Origin of the sequence: Asanoa ferruginea (assembly GCF_003387075.1) — a bacterium.
Classification (GTDB): Bacteria; Actinomycetota; Actinomycetes; order Mycobacteriales; family Micromonosporaceae; genus Asanoa; species Asanoa ferruginea.
The window spans coordinates 4,628,071-4,644,032 of record NZ_QUMQ01000001.1 but is presented as its reverse complement, the minus strand read 5'-3'; the positions used below and the strand labels follow the sequence as shown (position 1 = coordinate 4,644,032).

Below are 15,962 nucleotides of genomic sequence, written 5' to 3'. Positions count from 1 at the left end.
GCCGAAATGGGCAGCCACAGCGGGGGTGAGGTGGGCCGGTGAAGCATCGACCCACATCTGTGACGTGTAGTTAACATTGGATGTCTTCGCGCGTCAATCCCCGAACGTCGATGCCTGTCCCGAGAGTTCTTCCCTCCCAGGTCGCGATACATCGGAGGTGTCCGCCCCCAGGGACGTCGGGCCGAATCCGGCACATTGGGTGCCGGGCACCCCACCTGGCACTACCGTGGATGACATGGCTCGTCCAAGGGTGGTCATCGTCGGAGGCGGCTTCGCCGGGTTCCACACAGCGCACAAACTGGCCCGCCTGGCGCGCGGCCGGGCAGACATCACGCTGATCAACCCGACCGACTATCTGCTCTACGTGCCTCTCCTACCGGAGGTCGCGGTCGGGATCCTCGAGCCGCGCCAGATCGCGGTCTCGCTCACCTCGGCGCTACCCGGCGTCCGGCTGGTGCTCGGCGAGGCCAACGCGCTCGACCTCAAGCAGAACCGGGTCCACTACGTCGACCCGGAGGGCGGCGACGGGCACATCCCCTACGACCGGCTGGTGATAGCGCTGGGCAGCGTCAACAAGCTGCTGCCGATCCCCGGCGTGGCCGACCACGCGCACGGCTTCCGGGGCGTGCCCGAGGCGCTCTTCCTGCACGACCACATGGTCCGGCAGATCGAGATGGCGCTGGTCGAGCCCGACCCGGGTGAGTGCACCGCCCGCTGCACGTTCGTCGTGGTCGGCGCCGGCTACACCGGCACCGAGGTGGCGGCGCACGGCGTGCAGTTCACCGACCAGTTGGCCAAGCAGAAGGGTGCGCCGATCAAGCCCACCTGGATCCTGATCGACCTGGCCAAACGGGTGCTGCCCGAGCTCGACGAGGAGATGTCGAAAGACGCCGACCGGGTGCTCCGCGAGCGCGGCGTCGAGGTGCTGCTGGGCACCTCGGTGCAGGAGGCGCTCTTCGACGGCGTACGCCTGACGGATGGTCGTTATATCCCGACCCGCACGCTGGTCTGGTGCGTCGGGGTGCGACCTGACCCGGTCGTCGAAGACCTCGGCCTGCCCACCGACCACGGCCGGATCGTGGTCGACGAATACCTCAACGTGCCCGGCCACCCGCGGGTCTACGCGGTCGGCGACGCGGCCGCCGTGCCCGACCCGGAGCACCCGGGCCGGCCCACGCCGATGACCGCACAGCACGCGGTGCGCCACGGGAAGCAGGCGGCCCGCAACATCGCCGCGGAATACGGCACCGGCAAGCGCAAGCCCTACCGGCACAAGGACCTGGGCTTCGTGGTCGACCTCGGTGGGCTCGCGGCGACCGCCAACCCGCTCGGCATCCACCTGTCCGGCATCCCGGCGATGGTCGCCACCCGCGGTTACCACCTTTTGTCGCTGCCCAACAACCGGATCCGGGTGGTCGGCGACTGGCTGCTCGACGCGTTCCTGCCCCGCCAGGCGGTGCAGCTCGGCCTGATCCGCGGGCCCGAGGTGCCGCTCAACAACGCGGCACCCGAGCTGCCGGTCCGCCAGCCTGCTCCGGCCCGCCGCTAACCCCGCGCCAGAATCGGGCGCAGGGCGTCGAGCACCGACGGGTCTTCGATCGTCGAGGGCACCGGCTCGTCGGTGCCGGCGGCGATCCCGCGCATGGTCTTGCGCAGGATCTTGCCGGACCGGGTCTTGGGCAGGCCGGCCACGACGTCGACCCGTTTCAGCGCGGCGATGCCGCCGATCCGCTCCCGGACGAGCGCCTTGAGCTCGGCGTCGAGCGTGCCGGGATCGACCTCGGTGCCGGCCTTGAGCACCACGAACGCCCGCGGCAGCTGCCCCTTCAGCTCGTCGGCCACGCCGATCACCGCGCACTCGGCGACGGCCGGGTGCGCGGCCAGGACCTGCTCGATCGCGCCGGTGGACAGCCGATGGCCGGCCACGTTGATCACGTCGTCGGTGCGGCCCATGACGAACAGGTAGCCGTCGTCGTCGACATAGCCGCCGTCTCCGGTCAGGTAGTAGCCCGGATGGGCGCTCAGGTAGGAGCCGACGTAACGCTCGTCGTCCTGCCAGAGGGTGGGCAGGGTGCCGGGTGGCAGCGGCAGCTTGATGACGATCTGGCCTTCGGTCGTCGGCTGGCCGGCCTCGTCGACGACCTGGACGTCGTAGCCGGGCATCGGCACTGTGGCCGAGCCGGGACGGGCCGCGTGCGGTTCGAGGCCCATCGGGTTGGCGGCGATCGGCCAGCCGGTCTCGGTCTGCCACCAGTGGTCGATCACCGGGATGCCGAGCCGGTCGCGGGCCCATGAGTAGGTCTCCGGGTCGAGCCGCTCGCCCGCCAGGAAGAGGTAGCGCAGCGCGCCCAGGTCGTAGCGGTCGAGGTGCGCGCCGGTGGGGTCGTCACGGCGGATCGCCCGGAACGCGGTCGGCGCGGTGAACATCGTCTTGACCCGGTGCTCGGCGGCGACCCGCCAGAACGCGCCGGCGTCGGGGGTGCCGACCGGCTTGCCCTCGTAGAGCACCGAGGTGCAGCCGGTGAGCAGTGGCGCGTACACGATGTAGGAGTGTCCGACGACCCATCCGATGTCTGACGCGGTCCACATCGTCTCGCCCGGGTGGGTGTCGTAGACGTGCCGCATGCTCCAGCGCAGCGCGACCGCGTGCCCGCCGTTGTCACGCACGACGCCCTTCGGACGGGCCGTCGTGCCGGAGGTGTAGAGGATGTAGAGCGGGTCGGTCGCGGCGACCGGCACGCAGTCGACCTCTTCGGCCTCGCCGAGCGCGTCGTGCCAGTCGAGGTCGCGCCCGGCGCGCAGGGTGGCCGGCGCCTGCGGCCGTTGCAGCAGCACCACGCTGCGCGGGCGGTGGTCGGCCAGCGCCAGGGCCTGCTCGACGATCGGCTGATATTCGACGATCCGCTTGGCCTCGATGCCGCAGGAGGCGGTGACCAGCACGGTCGGCCGGGCGTGGTCGATCCGCGCGGCCAACTCGCGGGGCGCGAAGCCGCCGAACACCACCGAGTGCACGGCGCCCAGCCGGGCGCAGGCGAGCATGGCGACGACCGCCTCCGGCACCATCGGCATGTAGATCACCACGCGGTCGCCCTTGTTGACACCGAGATGCCGGAGTACGCCCGCGAAGCGCGCGGTCTGCTCCCGCAACTCCCGGTAGGTCAGGGTGCACCGGGTGTCGGTGACCGGGCTGTCGTATTCGATCGCGGCCTGTTCGCCGCGCCCGTCGCGGACGTGCCGGTCGACGGCGTTGAAGCAGGTGTTGAGCACGCCGTCGGGGAACCAGCGGTAGAACGGCGGCGCACCGTCGTCGAGCACGGTGGCCGGCGGCCGGAACCATTCGAGCTCGCGGGCGGCGGCGCCCCAGAAGGCGCTCGGGTCGGTGAGGCTCGTCCGGTATGCGTCGGCGTAGGCACCCATCGACCCATCATCGACCCTCCGGGCGCGTTTCGTGGGACGCGTCTTGCCACCATCCCGATCGTTTACATATTCTCTACCAACAAACTAGGGAAGGATGGTGACCGCGATGCGCAAGCTGGTCCTCCTGGCACTGGTCGGGCTCGGCGCCCAACTCGTCGACGGCAGCCTGGGCATGGCCTACGGCGTCACGTCGACGACGCTGCTGCTCGCGATCGGCACCAACCCGGCGGCCGCGTCGGCCACCGTCCACCTGGCCGAGATCGGCACCACGCTGGTCTCCGGCGCGTCGCACTGGCGGTTCGGCAACGTCGACTGGAAGGTCGTCCTCAAGATCGGCATCCCGGGCGCGATCGGCGCCTTCGCCGGTGCGACGTTCCTGTCCCGGCTGTCCACCGAGACCGCCGCACCGGTGATGTCGCTGATCCTGCTCGCGCTCGGGCTCTACATCCTGATCCGGTTCACCGCGGCCGGCCTGCCGACCGGCAACCTCGGCAAGCCGCTGCGCAAGCGCTTCCTCACCCCGCTGGGCCTGGTCGCCGGCTTCGTCGACGCGACCGGCGGCGGTGGCTGGGGCCCGGTCGGCACCCCGGCGATCCTGGCCAGCGGGCGGCTCGAGCCGCGCAAGACGATCGGCTCGATCGACACCAGCGAGTTCCTGGTCGCCATCGCGGCCAGCATCGGGTTCTTCGTCGGCATCGGCTCCGAGGAGATCAACTTCGCCTGGGTCGCCGCCCTGCTGCTCGGCGGCGTGATCGCCGCACCGATCGCCGCCTGGCTGGTGCGGCACGTGCCGCCGCGGGTGCTCGGCTCCGCGGTCGGCGGCGTGATCATCCTGACCAACGTGCGCACCCTGCTGCGCAGCGACTGGATCGACGCGTCGGATGGCGTGCGCTGGGCCTGCTACGCGGTCATCTACGCGGGCTGGGCGGCCGCGGTGGCCTACTCGGTGCGCCAGCACCTGGCCGCCACCCGCGCGGCAGCGGTCGATGCGGAGGCTGAGGTCGAGCCCGCCCGCGTCTGAGCCACGTGTGGGAAGCCCGGGCCGTGTCGGCCCGGGCTTTTCGCTTCTAGAGGTCCAGGTCGACCCACACCGCGCCGTGGTCCGAAGCGCCCTGGCGGGCCTTCTTGATCTCCGGGAAGATCGACCATTGCTTCGGCGGGTTCACGTTGGTTGGGCCGCCCCACAGGCCCTTGCGGAAGACGCCGCCGTCGACCACGCGTTCGGCCAGCTCGGGCGACAGCAGGATGTAGTCGAGCCGGTTCTTCAGCGAGCAGGTCTGGAAGCTGCCCGGCCGCTCGTGGTGGACGTCTTTGTCGCCGAAGAGCTGCTTGAAGTTGGCGTGCCCGTAGGCGTCGACCAGCGGCGTGCCCGGCCCGAGCAGCGCCTCCAGGGTCGGATGCTGGTCGCCGTCGGGGCCTTTGTTGAGGTCGCCGAGCACCGCGACCAGCGTGGCGCCCTCGGCCCGCAGGCCGTCGTAGAGCGCCCGCACCTCCTGCGCCTGCCGGGTGCGCAGCGGGTCGGGGTCGCCGCCGCTGAACGACTGGCTCTTGAGGTGATTGAGCAGCAGGAAGAGGTCTTCGCCGCCGGGCAGCTTGAGCTGGTAGACCGGGCAATCGCGGCTGAACAGCCGCTTGCCCTTGCGCTTGGGGTCGGGGGTGTCGACGTTGCTGCGCACCCAGCGCACCTTGACCTTGTCGGTGCAGAACAGCCCCACGTCGATGCCGCGGGGGTCGTTGCCGTCGACCAGCATGCAGTGCGCGAACCGGCCGCCGAGCAGCTCGTCGTTGAAGCGGGCCAGGGCCGGGCGGTTTTCCGCCTCGACCACACAGAGCATGTCGGGCGCCAGCTCCTCGATCACCTTGGCGGTCATCCGGGTCGAGGTCTCGTCGACCGGCTCGACGGTCAGCTCGACCCAGCCGAGCCAGTCGCCCCGGCCGCTGGCCACGATCCGCGGCGGCGCGTTGTCGGGCGCGGCGAGGAAGTCGCCCCGGTTCTCCCGGAGCAGCGCCCACGCGTCGTCGAACTGGTTCTTGTTGAGCCGCAGCCCCTGCGGCGTCTCGACCAGCACCCGCAGGGTGGTCAGCGCCGCGATCAGGTCGGCCTTGTCCTGGTCGGAATAGACCGGCCGGGCCGCGACCCGGTTGAACTTCTCGAACGCGGCGAGGGCGGGCTCGCCCACCTCGCGCTCGTCGGTGTCGAGCGCTTTGGCGCGCGCGAAGAGGTTTTCGACGTTGAAACTCGCCAGCCGGAGGGTCACGCCCGCAGGCTACGACCGGTGGGCGCACGGTGGTGTCGGCCGCCCGACGCGGGACCCGAAAGGTGTCCTATTCGCCGACGCTGCCGTCGATCAGCTCGCGCGCGACGTCTAAATGGCCGGCGTGCCGGGCGTACTCCTGAAGGATGTGGAACAGGATCCAGCCCAGCGTCGGGCACTCGGCGGCCGTCGTGAACCGCCCGCCCACCGCGGCCGGGTCGTCGAGCGCCGCGCGGGAGGCGATCTCCCGGGTGCGGGCGCCGGCCAGGTCCATCGCGGCCAGCAGCGCGTCGACCGTCTCTTCCGGACGGACCTGCCAGCGCCCGTCGTCATCCTGGTCGCCCCACGGGTGCGGGACCGGCTCGGCCGCGAAGCCCCAGCGGACCCAGCGCTCCTCCATGTAGACGAGGTGCTTGAGCAACTCGAGCGGGGTCCAGCCGGAGGGCAGGTGACTGCGCCCGAGCTCCGCCGGCGCGAGGCCGACCACCTTGCGCCCGACGACCACCCGGTAGTAGTCGAGATAGTCGAGCAGCAGGGTCTTCGGATCCGCGAGGTCGCGGGGCGGCTCGTGCACGTCGGTCACTCCGCAACCGTAACGCTCACGCCCCGTAGGGCGACCCCCCTGCCGCGATCGCCGCGAGCATCCGGGCATGGGTGGCCGCGAGCGCCGCGTGGATCCCCTCGCCGAAGCTGATCCGCGCCACGCCGAGCGCGGCCAGCTCGGGGAGGGCGGGCGTGTCGCGGGTGAACAGCACGTTGATCGGGCCGACCGCGACCAGCGCGGCGATATCGTCGCGCGCGGTGGCGCCGAGTGGGTAGGCGCAGTCAGCGCCGGCGGCCAGGAATCGCCGGCTCCGCTCGATCGCCGTCGCCAGCGGGTCGTCGACACCGCGGATGAAGGCGTCGACCCGGGCGTTGACCACCAGATCGGCGCCGGCCGCCGCGCGGACCGCCGCCAGGAAATCGGCGTGCCGATCCACATCGACCATTTCCCGGGTACGCGGGTCGGAGTCCTCCAGGTTGCACCCCACCGCGCCGGTGGCGACGAGCCGCTCGACGAGTTGCGCGGGCGGCAGCCCGTACCCCCGCTCGATGTCAGCCGTGACCGGGATGTCGACCGCGCCTACGATCCGGGCAACCGCGTCGAGCATCTCGCCGACCGGCGTGGCCTCGTTGTCGGCGTAGCCCAGGCTGAGCGCGACGCCGGCGCTGGTGGTCGCGACGGCGCCGAAGCCGGCCTCCTGCACCGCCCGCGCCGAAGCCGCGTCCCAGGCGTTGGCGAGCACCAGCGGGTTTCCGGGCCGGTGCAGGGCCCGCAACGTGTGCGCGTCGTCGATCGGCCGCGTCACGACAGGGGCCAGGCGTGGGTGGTGACGCCGACCCGGTTCCACGCGTTGATCACGGTGATCGACCAGACCAGTTCGGCGAGCTCGGTCTCGTCGAACTGCTCCTGCGCCGCGGCGAAGACCGCGTCGGGCACCGGCCCGTCGGTGAGCCGGGTCATCGCCTCGGTGAGCGCCAGGGCCGCCCGCTCACGCTCGGTGAAGAACGGCGTCTGCGACCAGACCGGCAGCGCGTAGAGGCGGCGCTCGGCCTCGCCACCCTTGCGGGCGTCGGCGGTGTGCGTGTCGACGCAGTAGGCGCAGCCGTTGAGCTGCGAGGCGCGGGCCCGGACCAGTTCCAGCAGCGGGTCTTCCAGGCTGGTCTTGCGGGAGGCCGCGTCGAAGGCGTTCATGGCGCGGTTCATGTGCGGTGCGAGCTTGTCCGCCGCCAGGCGGACCGTGGAGGTCGTCATGCCCACCACGTTAGGCGCCGATTGGCCTCGCGCTAAGGTCCAATACTGTGGCAGTTGATTGGGCCGATTTCGGCGTGGATCTCCACCTGGACCTGCCGGCGGGCGCGCGCCGCACGAGCCTGGAGCACGCGGTGCGGTCAGCGATCCGGTCGGGACGGCTGGCGCCCGGCAGCCGCTTGCCGGCCACCCGCACGCTCGCGGCTTCGCTGGGCGTGGCCAGGGGGACGGTCGCCGCCGCTTATGACCAACTGGTCGCCGAGGGCTATCTGACCGCACGGACCGGATCGGGCACGACGGTGGCGCGGGTCCCATCGGCGGCGCCGGCGCCCACCGCGGGCACTTCGACGGCTGCGCCCCGCTTCGACCTACGCCCCGGAAGCCCCGACGTGGCCGCGTTCCCGACCGCGGCCTGGCTGCGGGCCACCCGCCGGGCGCTGGCGCATTCGCCGGCCGCGGTCTACGACTACGGCGACCCGCGCGGCCGGCCGGAGTTGCGCGCGGCCCTGGCGGAGTATCTCGGCCGGGCCCGCGGCGTGCTCGCCCACCCGGACCGGATCGTCGTCACCTCCGGCTACGTGCAGGCCCTGTCGTTGCTGGCCGGGTTGCACCCGGTGGTGGCGATGGAGGACCCGGGCCTCCCGTTCCACCGCGCGGTGGTGCACCGGGCCGACGCCCGGGTGGTGCCGCTGTCAGTTGACTCGCGCGGGGCAAGGACTTCCCTGCTTTCGTCCACCGTGGACGCCGTGGTGTTGACGCCGGCACACCAGTTTCCGACCGGTGTCACGCTGGAGCCGTCGCGCCGCCGCGCGGTCGTGGCGTGGGCCCGGGACGCGCTGGTGGTCGAAGACGACTACGACGGCGAGTTCCGTTACGACCGGCAGCCGGTCGGCGCGGTGCAGGGGATGGCGCCGGAGCACGTGGCCTATGTCGGCACGGCGGCGAAGACGCTCGGCCCCGGGCTGCGGCTGGGTTGGGTGGTGCTGCCGGAGCGGCTGGTCGAGCCGGTGGTCGAGGCCAAGCGACACCTCGACGTGCACACCGAGGTGATCGGCCAGCTCACCCTGGCCGAAATGATCACCAGCCACGCGTACGACCGACACGTGCGGGCCGCCCGCACCCGCTACCGCGCCCGCCGCGACCTGCTGCTGGCCCGGCTGCGCGACGCATCGGTCGGCGGCATCGCGGCCGGCCTGCACGCGCTGGTCTCGCTGCCGCCCGGCGGCCCGCGCGAGGCCGACGTGCTGGCCGAGGCCGCCCGGCGCGGGCTCGCACTGGGCGACCTGGCCAGCCACTGGCACGCGGCCGACGATGACCATCCACAAGGGGTGATCGTCGGCTACGGCACGCCCGGCGAGGCCAGCTATCCCGCCGCGCTCGACGTTCTGGCGCGCACGTTGCGGTCCGCCGCCTAGACCCGCGTCGCGTAGACCACGCCGTCGTTGGCGGCTCCCTCGCCCCACCGGTTGGCGGTGATGAACAAGGTGCGGTCGTCGGGGCCGCCCAGGGCACAGGAGAAACAGCCCCGGTCGGCGTCGACGATGGCCAGGATCTCGCCGCCCTCGGCGACCCGGACGCAGCGCTGGTTGGGCACGTCGGCGAACCAGACCGCGCCCTCGGCGTCGACACAGATGCCGTCGGGCGCCGAGCCCTCGACGGCGGCGAACTCCCGCCGGTTGCTCAGCCCGCCGTCGGCCGCGATGTCGAACGCGGTCAGCCGGCCGGCGTAGGACTCGGCCACGATGAGCGTGTCGCCACGCACGGCGGTCCCGTTGGGGAACGCGAGCCCGTCGGCGACCTCCCGCGGGGCGTCGGCACCCGGCGTGAGCACGCAGATCCGGCCCGGCCGGAACTCGCCGCCCGGGAAGTCGAAGCCGATGTCGTTGACGAACACGTTGCCGTGCCGGTCAACGGCGATCTCGTTCCACCGGCCGTCGCCGAGCACGGCGTGCTGCCGCACCGTGCCGCCGTCGCCGATTTCGATCAGCTGCCCCTTCTGGCCGGACACGGCGAGCAGCCGGCCGTCGGGCAGCCAGTCGATGCAGATCGGCAGGTCGTCGACCTCGGCCAGCACGGTGCTGGTGCCGTCGAGGCCGGCCCGGACGATCTGGCCAGCACCCCAGTCACAGAAATACAGCTGGCCGTCGCGCCACCGGGGTGACTCGCCCATCGCGATACCGGACACCAGCGTACGAAGCTCGGACATCTCACTCTCCTCGTTATCCGCAACCCTTCACCTGGGACGTAGCGGCCGGCGCCGGATTCTCGACATGACCGGGGGAAGAATCTCGGCATGACCTTCGACCTGGCGGCACACATCGCCGGACTGGCCCGGGTGCGGGCCGCCGCGGGCGTGCTGTTCCGCGACCCTGACGGCCGGGTGCTCCTGGCCAAGCCGACCTATAAGCCGGGGTGGGAGGTGCCGGGCGGCGCTGCCGAGGCCGACGAGTCGCCGCTGACCGCCGCCCGCCGGGAGATCCGCGAGGAGTTGGGTGTCGCGTTCCCGGTGGGGCGGTTGTTGGCGGTCGACTGGGTCGCCGCGGCGCCGCCCTGGGACGGCGGGCTGATGTTCCTCTTCGACGGCGGCACCCTCGACGAGGCCGCCCTGGCGCGGATCGTCCTGCCCGCCGACGAGTTGTCTTCCTACGCGCTGGTCGCGCCTTCCGAGCTCGCCGGGCGACTCAAGCCGCGGCTGGCCCGCCGTGTCCTGGCGGCGCTGGAGGCCGACGGACCTTTGTACCTCGAGGACGGCTACGCGCCGACTCCGCCTAGATCTAGGTAAATGAATGTAGCTATAGCTACATTCATTTACCTAGATCGCCGCCCAGGCGCGCGCCGCGCGGCGTGTCGCGCCGCGCTGAGCACCGCGCCACGCGCAGCGCCGCGCCACACAAGCTCCGTGCTATGCGGAGCACCGGGGAAACAAGCTCCACGCCGCACAAGCTCCGCGCCATGCGGAGCGCCGCGCCACGCGCCGCGCCACACAAGCTCCGCGCCATGCGGAGCGCCGCGCCACGCGCCGCGCCACACAAGCTCCCCGCCGCACAGGCGCCGCGCCATGCGGACCACCGCGCCACGCGGACCACCGCCCCACGCGGACCACCGCCCCACGCGGACCACCGCCCCACGCGGACCACCGCCCCACGCGGACCACCGCCCCACGCGGACCACCGCCCCACGCGGACCACCGCCCCACGCGCAGCACCGCCCCACGCGCAGCACCGCCCCACGCGGACCACAGCACGCGGAACACGGCGCCACACAATGCGCCGCGCCACGCGAGCACCGCGCACACATGCGCTGTGCTTGGCGCCGACGTGGCGCGCGCTGGGTGACGCGCTGCACAGGGCGACGCGGCAGGCGCCAGCTTGATCAGGCGTCGGTCTCGGGAAGCAGGGGGAAGACGCGGGCGACCACGCCGACCGGCCCGCTGCCGCGCGGCGGCTTGCGCCGGGCGTAGGGCGCCAGCACCGCGCGGATCTCGGCCGCCACCGTCGCCAGCTCGGCCGGCGTCAGGTGCAGCACCTCGCTGAACGCCTCGTCGCGCTGCCAGCGCTCCGGTGCGGTGCCACGCCTGGCCAGCCAGCGGTGGTAGCCCTCGTCTTCCAGCTCCCGGGCCAACGGCCCGAAGTCGGGTGGCGTCGCCGCGGTGGGGCGCAGCCGCCAGGGCCGGGCCCGGCCGTGCGCGCCGGCGACCGGCTCGACGTAGCCGTAGCGCTCCAACTGCCGCAAGTGGAACGAGCACGCCCCGGAGCTCTCCCCCAGCCGGCGGGCGGCCTCGTTGGCGGTCACCGAGTCGACACCGGCGAGCAGGTCGAGCAGCGCCACCCGAAGCGGGTGCCGCAATGCCATCTCCGTCTCTTGCCCGATCACGCCTCGCATCGTACCCTCATATTTGCAAAGCTTTGCAAAGTCACTGGCACAGGAGGTAGCGAGCGGTGACGATCCGGCCGGTGCGGCTCTTCGGCGACCCCGTGTTGACCACCATCGCCGACCCGGTGACCGAGTTCGACAAGGAGCTACGCACCCTGGTGCGCGACTTGACCGAGACGCTGCGCGACCAGCGGGGCTCCGGGCTCGCCGGGCCACAGGTGGGCGTGCCGCTGCGGGTGTTCGTGTTCGACGTCGACGGCGTGCGCGGCCACCTGGTCAACCCGGTGCTCGAGTTCCCCGACGACGAGGAGCAACTCGGACCGGAGGGCTGCCTGTCGATTCCGGGGCTCTACTACGACACGCGGCGGCGACTGCACACGATCGCGCGCGGTGTCGACGAGCACGGGCGGCCGGCGCAGGTGGTCGGCACCGAGGAACTGGCCCGCTGCCTGCAACACGAGACCGACCATCTCGACGGCGTGCTGTTCCTCGACCGGCTCGACCCGGCCACCCGGCGCACGGCGATGCGCGACATCCGGGTGCGGCTCAGTCCACACCCGATCCGCGGGCTGCTGCGCTGAACGCGCCGTCGCGCAACACCGGCACCGCGTGCGAGGCGTCGAGTTCCAGCGCGATCGCGACGTCGTCGGGGAAGCCGCTCGCGATCAGCTCGCGACCGGAGACACTGTCCATAATGGTCGCTAGCACATCCGGGCACGATTCGAAGGCGCGCGCGGCCGTCGCGGCCTCCGGCGAGAGCGCGGCGGCGCCGAGGGCGTGGATGACCGCACCGGCACCGAGCAGGTCCTCCAGCGCGGGGCGCAGCGTGTCGTCCGGCCACCGCTCCCCCGCCGCGATGACGGTGAGCGGACGGTCGGGCGTACCCACTCCTGCTTCTCGCAACCACCCACCGACCGCCGCGGCGTTGCGGAGGCTGCCGGCGACGAGCCCGCAGTGATCCTGGATCGCGGCCGCGATGGCCGAGCCGTTGGGCGAAGGAAGAACCAATTCCGGTGTACGCGGCGCGCGGCGTAACGCGGCCGGCGAAAGTGACCAGGGCCGCTCGGCGGTCGTCGCCCGGCGCCCGACCGCGACCGGAATGTCGCCCTCCACACCCGTATCGTGCCAGGCACGCGGGTGCACCCGCGTGCCGGCGTCGACGAGCACCGAAACCGAGGTCGTGAACGAGAGCACGTCGACGACGACGGCGCACGCGCTACCCGGCGCCAGCCTCCGCGCCCCCTCGATTCCCCAGTCGAAGCGCACGCCGAATCCACGTTGTAGCCACGCCTCCATGGGGGCAGGGTCGCACGGTTGCGGCCCGCCGGGCAGGATGGCCGGCATGGTGGTGACCGAGATCCCAATCAACCTGCGCCCGGTCGGCGAAGACGACCTCGAGATGCTCCGCCGCTTCGTCACGGAGCCGGGTCTGATCGGGCTCGACTGGAACGGTTTCCAGGATGCCCAGGGGGTCGCCAAGCGCTATGCCGACGACGGTTTCCTCGGTGAGGCCGACGGGCGACTGATCGTCGAGGCGGCCGGGCGCACGGCGGGGTTCGTGAGCTACACCGAGGGGGTGTACGCGGGCCGCGGCCGCTTCTGGGAGATCGGCATCGCGCTGTTGCCCGACTCGCGGGGCCGCGGCATCGGCTGGCGCGCGCAGGCCATGCTCTGTGACTATCTGTTCGCGCACTCTCCGGCGCAGCGGATCCAGGCCGGGACACACGCCGAGAACCTGGCCGAGCAGCGCTCGCTGGTCAAGGCCGGTTTCCAGCTCGAGGGCATCATCCGTTCATGCGAGTTCCGCGACGGAGCCTGGCGCGACGGCCACCTCTACAGCCGGTTGCGCTCCGACCCGTCGCCGCTCTGATTTTTGTCGTACGCCCGTGATGGGCTAGCTGGCATGGCATTGACGCAGTACTACACCGCGACGTCGATCGACGGCTTCATCGCCGACGAGCACAACTCGCTCGACTGGCTCTTCGAGGTCACCGAGCGCGACGACCGCTTCGGCCCGTTCCTGGCCGGCGTCGGCGCGTTCGCGATGGGCGCCACCACCTACGAGTGGGTGCTCCAACAGGAGAAACTGCTCGACGAGCCGGAAAAATGGCAGCAGTGGTATGGCGACCGCCCATCCTGGGTCTTCACCCACCGCGACCTGCCGGCAATCCCGGGCGCCGACATCACGTTCGTCTCGGGCGACGTCCGCCCGGTGCACGAGGCGATGACCGCCGCTGCCGGCGGCCGCAACCTCTGGCTGGTCGGCGGCGGCGAGCTGGTCGGCACATTCGCCGACGCGGGCCTCCTCGACGAGATCATCCTCGGCGTCGCACCGGCCACCCTGGGCGGCGGCGCACCGGTGCTGCCGCGGCGGCTGACCTCATCGCGCCTGACCCTGACGGCGGCAGAGCAGGCGGGGCCGTTCGCCTACCTGACCTACCGCGTGTCATGACCCGAGGAAACGCGCGCGCACGGCGTCCATGCGCTGGCCGGTGCGGGTCAGCTGCCAAAACGTCCAGCCGTTCGCCGCCGACAGGTCCAGCGCGTCCATCGCCGCTGCCGAGAGGGTGGGAAACACGGCACCCGAGGCAGTGCGGATCCGCGCGCCGTCGAGCACTTCGGCCAGGTGAGTGCGGCCCTTGCGCTGGCCCTCGAGCCGATCGCCGGCGCGCACCAGGCCGGCGCCGACGAGGTCCGCCAGGTGCACGCCGTGGTTGCGACGCGTGCGCTTCGATCCGCCGGGCTTGCTCCGCTGTTCACGGGCGCCCTGGAGGGTCAGGCCCAGTCGCGCCGGGTCCCAGATGCGCTCGGCCATCAGGCGATAGAGCTTGGCGCGCGCCTCGACCAGGTCCACCAGTTTCTGGTCGTCCTCATACGGCGGGAAGGCACCGGTCAGGCCCTGTTGCTTGACGAACCGCCGCAACCGCACTCTGCCCTTTTCCTCGAGGAAACCGGCATTGAGGGTGGCTGCGAGCAGCGTGTCGTTGCGATAGAGCGGCACCTTGACCGCCAGCCGCGCTCCGCCATAGCTGCTGTTCTCAGGCCCGTCGAGCAGCACCAGCGCCCCGAGCCGGCTGCGCAGCAGGCCATATCGCAGGGCGTCGGGCTGCACGTGGGCATATTTCGACTCGGTGCTCGTCAGGAGGTGCTCGATTTCGAACCCGCGGTCGCCCACCGGTCGGCGGAGCATGCGGTCGGTGGGGTCTTCGCGTTCCGCGCCGACCTCCAGCCATGCGGTGAGCCGGGCCAGCAGATAGTGGATGAACGGTCCGTTGTTGTGAAACCGCAGATCGACGATGTTTTCCAGATGGTCCGTCCAGCCGGTGGCCTCCGCAGCCAGCACCTCGCGGAGTTCGGCTTCGGTGTGACACAGCCGCACGGCGGGCAGCAGGTCGTCGACCAGTCCGTCGACGGCCTTCTGGTCGCACGGGTCGTTGCGGACCGCGCGGGTCACGACGAACAGGTCGATGAACTCGGCGATCAGGCGGGCCTTGCGCTCGCCGGCGGGCTTGCTGTCTTCGGGCCGTGCCGCGGCGAGGGTCAGGGCGAACTGGCCCGTGATGCCGTTCCACGCGTTGTAGCGCACGGCTTCCAGCCCGCGGATGACCCTGGCCTGACCGCGCAGCAGCCTGACGTAGGTGTTCTTCAGCGGCAACAGCAGGTCGGTGACGAAGCTTGACCGGTCACCGTTCTTGTAGTTGGGCCAGATGTCGTTCTCGTGCGCCAGCACCCACTCGTGCGTGGCGTTCTCCAGACTTGGGCCGCCCTCGTTCGCCGGGTCGAAATACCGTGCCCGGAAGACTTCCCGCACATAGCGGAAGGCGGCGCCGCGCTCGACGGCCTCCAGGTCCGAGACCATCGATTGCCACTGGGCGTCAGATCGTTGCGGATCCTCGGAGTCGCCGAGCAGATAGCGCTTGAGGTGGTCCATCGGCGACAGATGCACGCCGCGGTCGTTCATCGACTGGAACATCTCGATCGCGCGATCCTGGTCGACGGCCGAGAGTGCGACCAGCGAGACCCGGTGCAGCAACCACTCGACGAACAGCACCAGGCTCTCGTCGCGGAGCCGTTCCGGATAATGCTTCTCGATGTGCTGGTAGGCCTCCAGGACCCGCTGCACGTAGGGCGGTTCACCGTCGGCGTTGTATTCGCGACCGTGCAGGAGAGCGTCGAAGCAGTCGGCGTATCGGTCGACGGCCACGGCGAACGTCTTGCGGCCGAACATCTCGGTGTAGATCAGGCTGGCCAGCCGGCTGCCCAGCTCAGTCGGCCCGTCCGGCTCGTCGACCAGCCTCCGCAGGTAGATCAGCGACAACAGCAGCGTGACGACCCGCTGCTGGCCGTCGGCGAGATAACAGTCTTTGTCGATGTAATAGACGATGATCGGCCCGAGGAAATAGGGGTCGTAATAACCCACGTCGCGGGCGGTGTGCGTGGGCTCCCACTGGTCGAGGAACTTGTCGGCCAGGTCGTTGATCAGTTTCTTGACCTGCGGTTCCTCCCAGACGTAGTCGCGCTGGAAATAGTCGAGGTGGAACGTGCCGAGCTTGAACAGGTCACTGATCGAATAGCCGCAGGCGTCGACGAGGGGCTTGGGAGAACGGTTTCGCGGCATGGCCGGC

Annotated in this window: 16 protein-coding genes; 7 read left to right on the top strand and 9 right to left on the bottom strand. The window is 71.3% G+C overall.

Annotated elements, in window-relative coordinates:
• Positions 1 to 235 precede the first annotated feature (235 nt).
• The gene (locus DFJ67_RS21925) at positions 236 to 1,549 is read left to right on the top strand and encodes an NAD(P)/FAD-dependent oxidoreductase (protein ID WP_116069702.1); all 1,314 of its coding nucleotides are present in this window, start codon (positions 236 to 238) and stop codon (positions 1,547 to 1,549) included.
• Here the strand turns inward: DFJ67_RS21925 and DFJ67_RS21920 are convergent.
• Positions 1,546 to 3,417: a propionyl-CoA synthetase gene (locus DFJ67_RS21920; protein ID WP_116069701.1), complete on the bottom strand. Its 1,872-nt coding sequence runs from the start codon at positions 3,415 to 3,417 to the stop codon at positions 1,546 to 1,548. The genes DFJ67_RS21925 and DFJ67_RS21920 overlap by 4 nt on opposite strands.
• 106 nt (positions 3,418 to 3,523) lie before the next feature.
• On the opposite strand from DFJ67_RS21920, the gene DFJ67_RS21915 reads away from it, so the two are divergent.
• The gene (locus DFJ67_RS21915) at positions 3,524 to 4,438 is read left to right on the top strand and encodes a sulfite exporter TauE/SafE family protein (RefSeq protein ID WP_116076536.1); all 915 of its coding nucleotides are present in this window, start codon (positions 3,524 to 3,526) and stop codon (positions 4,436 to 4,438) included.
• Positions 4,439 to 4,484: 46 nt separating this feature from the next.
• On the opposite strand, the gene DFJ67_RS21910 is transcribed toward DFJ67_RS21915, so the two are convergent.
• The 4 genes from DFJ67_RS21910 to DFJ67_RS21895 form a co-directional block, all read right to left on the bottom strand.
• Positions 4,485 to 5,675, bottom strand: coding sequence for an endonuclease/exonuclease/phosphatase family protein (locus DFJ67_RS21910; RefSeq protein ID WP_116069700.1), 1,191 nt, complete (start codon positions 5,673 to 5,675; stop codon positions 4,485 to 4,487).
• A gap of 67 nt (positions 5,676 to 5,742) precedes the next feature.
• A complete protein-coding gene (locus DFJ67_RS21905) occupies positions 5,743 to 6,255 on the bottom strand; it encodes a DinB family protein (protein ID WP_239097434.1) in 513 nt (170 codons plus the stop codon).
• A 16-nt stretch (positions 6,256 to 6,271) separates the two neighbouring features.
• Positions 6,272 to 7,021, bottom strand: coding sequence for an isocitrate lyase/PEP mutase family protein (locus DFJ67_RS21900; RefSeq protein WP_116069698.1), 750 nt, complete (start codon positions 7,019 to 7,021; stop codon positions 6,272 to 6,274).
• Entirely contained in the window at positions 7,018 to 7,467 is a 450-nt protein-coding gene (locus tag DFJ67_RS21895; protein ID WP_116069697.1) for a carboxymuconolactone decarboxylase family protein, read from the bottom strand. The genes DFJ67_RS21900 and DFJ67_RS21895 overlap by 4 nt, the downstream gene beginning before the upstream one ends.
• A gap of 74 nt (positions 7,468 to 7,541) precedes the next feature.
• Between DFJ67_RS21895 and pdxR the strand changes: the two genes are divergently transcribed.
• Positions 7,542 to 8,879, top strand: coding sequence for a MocR-like pyridoxine biosynthesis transcription factor PdxR (gene pdxR / locus DFJ67_RS21890; RefSeq protein ID WP_116069696.1), 1,338 nt, complete (start codon positions 7,542 to 7,544; stop codon positions 8,877 to 8,879).
• Here pdxR and DFJ67_RS21885 read toward each other — a convergent pair.
• On the bottom strand, positions 8,876 to 9,670 hold the full coding sequence (locus DFJ67_RS21885) for an SMP-30/gluconolactonase/LRE family protein (RefSeq protein ID WP_116069695.1): 795 nt from the start codon (positions 9,668 to 9,670) through the stop codon (positions 8,876 to 8,878). The genes pdxR and DFJ67_RS21885 overlap by 4 nt on opposite strands.
• Before the next feature lie 87 nt (positions 9,671 to 9,757).
• Here DFJ67_RS21885 and DFJ67_RS21880 point away from each other — a divergent pair, with 87 nt between their 5' ends.
• Complete coding sequence (locus tag DFJ67_RS21880; protein ID WP_116069694.1) at positions 9,758 to 10,246, top strand: NUDIX domain-containing protein; 489 nt, start codon at positions 9,758 to 9,760, stop codon at positions 10,244 to 10,246.
• A 590-nt stretch (positions 10,247 to 10,836) separates the two neighbouring features.
• Here the strand turns inward: DFJ67_RS21880 and DFJ67_RS21875 are convergent.
• The gene (locus DFJ67_RS21875) at positions 10,837 to 11,337 is read right to left on the bottom strand and encodes a winged helix-turn-helix domain-containing protein (RefSeq protein WP_203783993.1); all 501 of its coding nucleotides are present in this window, start codon (positions 11,335 to 11,337) and stop codon (positions 10,837 to 10,839) included.
• Between the two features lie 65 nt (positions 11,338 to 11,402).
• Between DFJ67_RS21875 and def the strand changes: the two genes are divergently transcribed.
• A complete protein-coding gene (def, locus tag DFJ67_RS21870) occupies positions 11,403 to 11,918 on the top strand; it encodes a peptide deformylase (RefSeq protein WP_116069692.1) in 516 nt (171 codons plus the stop codon).
• On the opposite strand, the gene DFJ67_RS21865 is transcribed toward def, so the two are convergent.
• A complete protein-coding gene (locus tag DFJ67_RS21865; protein WP_116076534.1) occupies positions 11,884 to 12,633 on the bottom strand; it encodes a 2-phosphosulfolactate phosphatase in 750 nt (249 codons plus the stop codon). The genes def and DFJ67_RS21865 overlap by 35 nt on opposite strands.
• A 46-nt stretch (positions 12,634 to 12,679) precedes the next feature.
• On the opposite strand from DFJ67_RS21865, the gene DFJ67_RS21860 reads away from it, so the two are divergent.
• On the top strand, positions 12,680 to 13,207 hold the full coding sequence (locus tag DFJ67_RS21860) for a GNAT family N-acetyltransferase (RefSeq protein WP_239097435.1): 528 nt from the start codon (positions 12,680 to 12,682) through the stop codon (positions 13,205 to 13,207).
• Positions 13,208 to 13,240: 33 nt separating this feature from the next.
• Entirely contained in the window at positions 13,241 to 13,789 is a 549-nt protein-coding gene (locus DFJ67_RS21855) for a dihydrofolate reductase family protein (protein WP_116069690.1), read from the top strand.
• Here the strand turns inward: DFJ67_RS21855 and DFJ67_RS21850 are convergent.
• The gene (locus DFJ67_RS21850) at positions 13,784 to 15,955 is read right to left on the bottom strand and encodes a GmrSD restriction endonuclease domain-containing protein (RefSeq protein ID WP_116069689.1); all 2,172 of its coding nucleotides are present in this window, start codon (positions 15,953 to 15,955) and stop codon (positions 13,784 to 13,786) included. The two genes, DFJ67_RS21855 and DFJ67_RS21850, sit on opposite strands and share 6 nt — an antisense overlap.
• Positions 15,956 to 15,962 lie beyond the last annotated feature (7 nt).